Annotated in this window: 7 protein-coding genes; all 7 read left to right on the plus strand. The window is 37.7% G+C overall.

Going from position 1 to position 7,368, the window contains the following annotated elements:
* Positions 1-40 precede the first annotated feature (40 nt).
* The 7 genes from mraZ to Q0F04_RS06700 all read left to right on the plus strand — a co-directional run bounded on the left by mraZ (position 41) and on the right by Q0F04_RS06700 (position 7,340).
* Positions 41-472, plus strand: a complete 432-nt coding sequence (gene mraZ / locus Q0F04_RS06670; RefSeq protein ID WP_117571731.1) for a division/cell wall cluster transcriptional repressor MraZ — start codon at positions 41-43, stop codon at positions 470-472.
* Positions 473-478: 6 nt separating this feature from the next.
* Positions 479-1,405 carry a 16S rRNA (cytosine(1402)-N(4))-methyltransferase RsmH gene (gene rsmH / locus Q0F04_RS06675; RefSeq protein WP_295751576.1) on the plus strand — a complete coding sequence of 309 codons (927 nt, stop codon included), beginning with the start codon at positions 479-481 and terminating at the stop codon, positions 1,403-1,405.
* Between the two features lie 5 nt (positions 1,406-1,410).
* On the plus strand, positions 1,411-1,686 hold the full coding sequence (locus Q0F04_RS06680) for a hypothetical protein (protein WP_147325335.1): 276 nt from the start codon (positions 1,411-1,413) through the stop codon (positions 1,684-1,686).
* Between the two features lie 18 nt (positions 1,687-1,704).
* Entirely contained in the window at positions 1,705-3,897 is a 2,193-nt protein-coding gene (locus tag Q0F04_RS06685; RefSeq protein ID WP_295751579.1) for a penicillin-binding protein, read from the plus strand.
* A gap of 118 nt (positions 3,898-4,015) precedes the next feature.
* Entirely contained in the window at positions 4,016-5,434 is a 1,419-nt protein-coding gene (locus tag Q0F04_RS06690) for an amino acid permease (protein WP_295751582.1), read from the plus strand.
* Between the two features lie 53 nt (positions 5,435-5,487).
* Positions 5,488-6,810, plus strand: coding sequence for a M18 family aminopeptidase (locus tag Q0F04_RS06695; protein ID WP_295751584.1), 1,323 nt, complete (start codon positions 5,488-5,490; stop codon positions 6,808-6,810).
* A complete protein-coding gene (locus Q0F04_RS06700; RefSeq protein ID WP_295751586.1) occupies positions 6,795-7,340 on the plus strand; it encodes a hypothetical protein in 546 nt (181 codons plus the stop codon). The genes Q0F04_RS06695 and Q0F04_RS06700 overlap by 16 nt, the downstream gene beginning before the upstream one ends.
* The last annotated feature ends 28 nt before the right edge of the window (positions 7,341-7,368 follow it).

Consider the following 7,368-nt stretch of genomic DNA (forward strand, 5'->3'; position numbering starts at 1 on the left):
CAAAGTAGCATATTGTGTCATAGAGTGGGGGTGAAGACACATGTTCATGGGGGAATACGCGCATAACATAGATCGTAAGGGGCGATTGATTATGCCAGCTAAGTTTCGTGAGGAACTAGGTGAACATGTTGTCGTAAACCGAGGACTTGATGGATGCCTGTATGTATATACGGTAGAGCAGTGGCAGCAAGTGTATCAAAAGCTATCAACTTTGCCTTCGACAAATAAGGATGCGCGTATGTATCAGCGTATGATGTTGTCAAAAGCAGCAGAATGTGAAATGGATAGTCAGGGACGAATTTTGATTCCATCCTCTTTAATCGCCTTGGCTGGACTTGAAAAAGAATGTTTGATTATAGGTGTCGCCAACCATTTGGAAATTTGGTCTAAAGAGCGTTGGGAAGCTTTAGAAGAAGAGCAGAGTGCATCTTTTGAAGAGGCAGCGGAACACTTATCAGAAATTATGGGGTAGTAATGAATGGAACATATTAGTGTATTATTGAATGAATCGATTGACATGCTACAAATAAAAGAAGATGGGATCTATGTAGATTGCACGCTAGGTCGAGGGGGACATAGTAGTGAAATCTTGAAACGTTTAACAAGCGGACATTTATATGCGTTTGATTGTGATCAAAATGCGATTGATGAAAGTACACCGCGTTTGCAGGCAATAGGGGATAATTTCACTTTGATTCATTCTCCATTTGAGAATTTAAAGAGTGAACTTGCCAAGCGTGGTGTTACTTTAGTAGATGGAATATTTATGGATCTTGGTGTATCGAGTCCACAATTTGATGATGGCCAAAGGGGGTTTAGCTATCGTTCGAATGCGCGATTAGATATGCGTATGGATCAGTCACAAGAATTAGATGCCTATGCAGTAGTAAATACGTATGACAAAGAGGATTTGATTCGTATTTTAAAACGTTATGGTGAAGAGCCATTTGCGGTAAAGATTGCCAATAAAATCTGTAGTGCCAGGGAAAATGCACCGATTGAAACGACATTTGAATTGGTGGATGTCATTAAATCGGCATTACCGGCAGCTGTTCTAAGAAAGAAGGGGCATCCGGCAAAGCAGACGTTTCAGGCAATTCGCATTGAAGTAAATCATGAATTAGAACAGTTAGAAACCGTATTACAGGATGGCTTAACGATGTTGAAGCCACATGGAATTATGGCAGTAATTACATTTCATTCTCTAGAGGATCGAATTGTGAAAGAGATTTTTAAAGAGGTGGCCGTTGCCAAAAAGGTAAATAAGCGGTTGCCACAAGTGGGGACAGAAAATTTAGAATATCAGCTGGTGAATCGAAAGCCGGTTTTAGCAAGTAGTGAAGAATTAGAGAATAATAATCGTGCACACAGTGCCAAACTAAGAGGGATAGAGAAGAAAGGATGATGCATATGCAGAGAAGTTTTAGATTAACAAGAGTGCTTGTTTTAACTTTATTTGTGTTATCTGCGGTCTTCTACTTCGTATCAAAAACATATGTAAATTCAATGAACATTTCGCTTTCTGTAGAAGAGTCACAATTGAGTGATGAAATTGCGCAGAAAGAACAAACTGTTGAAGAGCTCCAGAATGAAGTCAATACATTACAGGAAAAGGGCAGACTGTTAGGAATGCTTGACAATCAGGTCTCTGATAATGAAAATAATATATATGTAATGAATGACTAGATGGAGTGGTGATGTATAATGTCAGTTCGAAAAAGTAATAGAGAACTGTTAAAAATGATTAGTCGAATGACATTAATTGGAACATTAGTAGTAGCTAATGTTCTTTTCACTATGGTGAGCCATAAACATTTATGGTCCCAAAAAAATGCATTGGACGAAAGAATTGCGTCAAGTATTGTTGAAAAAACAGTCACAGCCAAGCGTGGAACGATCTATGATCGAAATCATACGGTGATTGCCCAACAAACACAGGCCTACACAGTCGTGGCTTATTTGGATAAGGGTGTTGTGGATGTCAATGGGAACCCGAATTATGTCAAAAATATTTCATCAACAGCTAAAAAACTAAAGAGTGTTTTGGGTGAGGATGTCAATGAGAAGGCGTTAGTCAAAATCATGAAGTCGGCTAAAAAGGCAGGCAAGTCGCAGACCGAACTTGGTTCGGGAACGAAGCGTATTAAAAAGTCGTTGATGAAAGAAATCAAAAAATTAAAGATTCCTGGTATTGGCTTTATTGATGCGGTATCTCGTTATTATCCGGCTACGCCATATTCTTCCAATCTAATTGGGTTTGCGGCATATGATGAAGATAAACAATCCATTGAAGGTAAGCTTGGTTTAGAGCTTTCTTTAAATGCGTTATTAAAGGGTAAAAATGGAAAAGAACAATATCAGCAGACGGTGGATGGTTCAAAACTTCCGGGTACGACAAAGGTGATTGAACAATCTAAGAATGGTAAAGATGTTGTGCTGACTTTGGATTCGGAATTGCAGTCAACGGTAGAAACACAATTACAGTCGACTATGGAAAATGAGAATGCCAAATCGGCATGGTGCATTGTGATGGAAGTGGAAACGGGTAAAGTCTTGGCTTGGGCTAGCTATCCTACCTTTGATCAAAATGAACATAAGGAAATTCCAAGCTATCAAGATGCGATTAGTACAAGTACGTATGAGCCAGGTTCGGTAATGAAGCCATTTACGTATGCGACAGCTATTGATACCAATGTGTATCCATATAATAAGACGTATGTGTCCTATCAATTTTGGTATGATTATGATGCAAGTACAGGTAAGATCACGCGTTTGCCGATTGGAACCAATTCGCCATATCCATATATTGCGGATGCGTTGGATGAAAACTTTGGTGAGATTACATTTGATCAAGGTTTAGCTTTTTCAAGTAACGTTGCCATTTGTGAGTTATTGGCGAACTATATTAATTATTCACAATACAGTAAGTATTTGGATGCGTTTGGCTTCTTTCAAAAAGTGAATACACCTTATGTCGATCAGTCTTTGGGAGTTAAAAATATTGGTCTTCCTACCGATTATTTATCAACAGGATTTGGTCAGGCTAGTTCCATTACGGTGTTGCAGTTGTGCCAAGCCTATACAGCTATTTTTAATGATGGTACGATGGTCCGTCCGTATGTGATTGATTCGATTGTGGATAGTGATACGGGTAAGGTTGAAAAGAAGTATAAGAAAAAGGCCGTGGGTACACCAATTTCTAGTACAACCGCAAAAGAAGTGCAGGAATTGATGTCGCATGTTACGGATGATGGGGCGAGTGGTGCGCGTTTTAAAGTGGATGGTGTAGATCTTTTGATGAAGACAGGTACAGGTCAGATCTATAATACGGGTTTAGGTAAGTATGATCCGGATTATCATACTTCAAGTATTATGGCGGCAGCACCAGCTAATGATCCGAAAATCATGGTGTATTATGGTTTGGTTTCGCCAAATATTACTTCGTATTCGGCAGAACCATTTAAAAAGATCGTGCGAGATACGTTGCAGACTTGTGGTATTTCAACGACACCTGCAAATGATACACAAGAGTCGTATGAGGCTTGGGAAAGTTATGATATGCCTAGTTTAGTGAATCATACGATTGATTATGCGCATGAGAAGATGAAAGATAAAAAGGTGCATTTAGAAGTGATTGGGGATGGTTCAAGTGTGATTGAACAATATCCGGATGCATCGGTAACAATTAATTCGAATGATCGTGTCTTTGTGTTGACGAATGGAAATAAGATTACGATGCCAAATATGTCGGGTTGGACAAGGAAGGACTTAACGGTTTTCTGGCAGCTTACGGGTATTAGTATTAAGACGAGTGGTTATGGTAAGGTAACAAGTCAAAATGTAGAAGAAGGAACAACAATTTCTACGGACACAAAAATTGAGGTGAATTTAGAATAAGAGCTTCGGCTCTTTTTCTTTTTCTGGTATGTAAAAAATGGTGAATTTGGTTTTCAAGTTGACAAATGTCATTTGGGTTGGGTAAAATTAAAAGTGAGTGAAAGAGGAGAGAGTAAAAATGAATGATTCACAAAAAATGAAGTGGTACACACTTGCGTTTATGTGCTTTTCAACTCTATGGGGTTTTGGAAACGTATTAAACGGATTTATGTACTTCAACGGAATTCAAGTTATCTTTTCTTGGATTTTGATGTTTGCGTTGTACTTCGTTCCTTATGCATTAATGGTAGGTGAACTTGGTTCAGCATTCAAAAATTCAGGTGGAGGTGTAAGTTCTTGGATTCACGAAACAACAGGTCCTAAGGCAGCATACTATGCTGGTTGGACGTATTGGGCATGTCACATTACGTACATTGCTTCTAAGGGTTCTGGTGGTTTGAAAGCATTAAGCTGGATGATTTTCCAAAACTCAGAAACTTATGCATCTTTTAACACAAAAGCTGTACAGTTTGCGACTTTAGCTGTTTTATTACTATTTAGTTATGTCGCAAGTCGTGGTTTAAACCCATTGAAGAAAATGGCTACAATTGCTGGTTCTAGTATGTTCGTTATGAGTATTCTTTATATCGTAATGATGTTTGCGGCTCCAGCTATCAATCCAAATGGTGGATATTTAGCTATGGATTTCAGTTTCAAAAACTTGATTCCAACTTTTGACTGGAAATATTTCAGTTCATTGTCAATCTTAGTATTTGCGGTTGGTGGATGTGAAAAGATTTCACCTTATGTAAATAAAGTTGAAGATCCTAGTAGAGGATTTCCTAAGAGTATGATTTTCGCAGCTATCATGGTTATCATCTGTGCTATCTTTGGTACAATTGCGATGGGTATGATGTTTGATCCAGCTGTAATCGATGCAAACTTTGACTCATACAATGCGAATGGTTCGTATTGGGCATTCCAAAAATTAGGTGAATACTATGGTATGGGTAACGTATTGATGATCGTTTATGCAGCTTGTAACTGTATTGGACAATTCTCTACATTAGTTATTAGTATTGATGCTCCTTTGCGAATGTTATTAGACAACGAAGATGCTCGTCAATATATTCCAACTAAGTTATTGCACAAGAATGATGCAGGTGCATATTCAAATGGTATTATCATGGTTGATATTCTTGCGGGTGCAATCATCTTGGCTCAGGCTTTAGTTCCAAATGCAGATACAGTACTTCGTCAGTTGACTCAGTTAAACTCCGTAACAATGCCAATGCGTTACTTGTGGGTATTCTTCGCTTATGTTATGTTGCGTAAGAAAACAGATCTTTTCCACCGTGACTATAAATTTGTGAACAACAACACAGTTGCGATCGTATTTGGTGCTTGGTGCTTTGTGTTAACGGCTGCTTGCTGCTTACTTGGTATGTATAAAGCAGGGGATATGTATACTACATTCTTAAATATTATCACTCCAGTTGTATTAACAGCTTTAGGATTGATTTTACCAGCAATCAAGAAAAAAGAGGCAAAAAATTAATTTTGCCTTTTCTTCTTATTTGTGGATAATTATAGTCGAGGAGATGTTTAATCATGAATACAATAGAAATTTCAAATGAATTAATTCAATTTATTGAATCAAGTCCTAGTATGTTTCATTCTATTAAAACGATTCGTACATATTTAGAAGAGGCTGGATTCACGTATCTTCCTGAGTCTAGTGCTTGGGATGTTAAAGCGGGTGGAAAATATTATACAATTCGTAACCACTCAAGTTTAATTGCGTTTAAGGTGGGGAATGATTTGGATTCTTATCATTTCCAAATGTGTGCAAGTCACTCGGATTCACCTACATACAAAGTTAAAAATGTGCCTGAGCTTGCGGGTCCAAATGAATATTTGCGTTTAGACGTGGAAGCATATGGTGGTATGATCGACAACACTTGGTTTGATCGTCCATTAACGGTCGCGGGTCGTGTGCTTGTTCGTAATGGTTCTAAGATTGAATCTAAATTATTATATATCGACAAAGATATTTTAATGATCCCAAATGTGGCTATCCACTTCAATCGTGAAGTCAACAATGGTTATAAATATAATCGTCAGATTGATTTGTGTCCAATGTTCTCTTGTGGAGCTCTTAAAAAGGGTGCTTTTGACAAGATGGTTGCGGATGAATTGGGCGTTAAGGCTGAGGATATCTTAGGTAAAGACTTATTCTTAGTGAATCGTCAAAAAGGTTTAGTTTGGGGATTGGAAAATGAATTTGTTTCAAGTCCTAAATTGGATGATTTACAATGTGCATTCGTTTCACTAAAGGCATTTATTGAGGCTGAAAATGAAAAGAGTGTCAATGTATATTGCTGCTTCGACAATGAAGAAGTGGGTTCAAACACAAAACAGGGAGCAATGTCTACTTTCTTGAAAGATGTATTACATCGTATCAATAGTGGTTTAGGTAAAACAGAGGATGAATATTATCAGGCTATCGCGAAAACTTTCTTAGTAAGTTGTGATAATGCGCATGCTCTACATCCAAATCATGCAGAAAAGACGGATGCCGTAAACTTTGTCACTATGAATGGTGGTATTGTGATTAAGGAAAGTGCAAACCAGAAATATACGACAGATGCATTTAGTCGCGCTTTATTTACAGGTGTATGTCAGAATGTGAATGTTCCTGTACAAAGTTTTGCGAATCGTAGTGATGTAGTGGGTGGTTCTACTTTGGGTAACTTATCAAATACACAGGTGAGTGTGCATGCGGTAGACTTTGGTTTGGCTCAGCTTGCGATGCATTCTAGTTTTGAAACTGCAGGTGTTAAGGATACTGAATATGCGATTATCGCATTGAAGGAATTCTATGAAACAAATGTGCAGATTGAAGAAGCTGAATCTGTATGTCTAGAGAAGTAATCATTCAAAGAATAGAGAAGTCGGATTTGATTGATGCGAAAAAGGAATTGATGATCGATCTTGTGAATTCAAAAAAAGAAGATGGTTTTGATAAGAAAGTAGATCGTTTGTATCGTCAGTTTTCTAAGAGTTCTACGTTTAAAAAACATGCCGAAAAAATGGTGGTTCGGGATGATGAAAAGCTAAAGATTTGTAACATGATGCTTGTGATGAGTGTGACATTGACTTTGTTCTTTTTAAAGGCCGTCTTGTTTTCAAGTTATGTTGTGAACTTTAGTGTGGATGCTATTGTCGGATGTGCAGCACTTGTATTTTCATTGGTCAATGTGCGTACGAAGTATCGAACACTTCAGCGTTATGATTTGGTTCGTGACTTTGTCTATTTGGATGTTTTATCTTTGATTTTATGTATATTATTTAAGATGTTCTTTCCTGTGCAGGTGGATTTTTCATTGATTATTTTATTGGTGGATTATTATTTGTGTAAGAAAAGATTTAGGGAAAAGGCATTTCAAAAATTGGAAGGGTAGGCTTATGCCGGCCCTTTTTTCAATGTTG

The organism is uncultured Holdemanella sp. (assembly GCF_934772795.1).
Taxonomy (GTDB): Bacteria; Bacillota_I; Bacilli_A; order Erysipelotrichales; family Erysipelotrichaceae; genus Holdemanella.

Bases quoted from the DNA above. Each gene is read 5' to 3' on its own strand.
- Q0F04_RS06680 (WP_147325335.1), top strand. From the start codon at position 1,411: ATGCAGAGAAGTTTTAGATTAACAAGAGTGCTTGTTTTAACTTTATTT.
- rsmH (WP_295751576.1), top strand. From the start codon at position 479: ATGGAACATATTAGTGTATTATTGAATGAATCGATTGACATGCTACAA.
- mraZ (WP_117571731.1), top strand. From the start codon at position 41: ATGTTCATGGGGGAATACGCGCATAACATAGATCGTAAGGGGCGATTG.
- Q0F04_RS06695 (WP_295751584.1), top strand. From the start codon at position 5,488: ATGAATACAATAGAAATTTCAAATGAATTAATTCAATTTATTGAATCA.
- Q0F04_RS06700 (WP_295751586.1), top strand. From the start codon at position 6,795: ATGTCTAGAGAAGTAATCATTCAAAGAATAGAGAAGTCGGATTTGATT.
- Q0F04_RS06690 (WP_295751582.1), top strand. From the start codon at position 4,016: ATGAATGATTCACAAAAAATGAAGTGGTACACACTTGCGTTTATGTGC.
- Q0F04_RS06685 (WP_295751579.1), top strand. From the start codon at position 1,705: ATGTCAGTTCGAAAAAGTAATAGAGAACTGTTAAAAATGATTAGTCGA.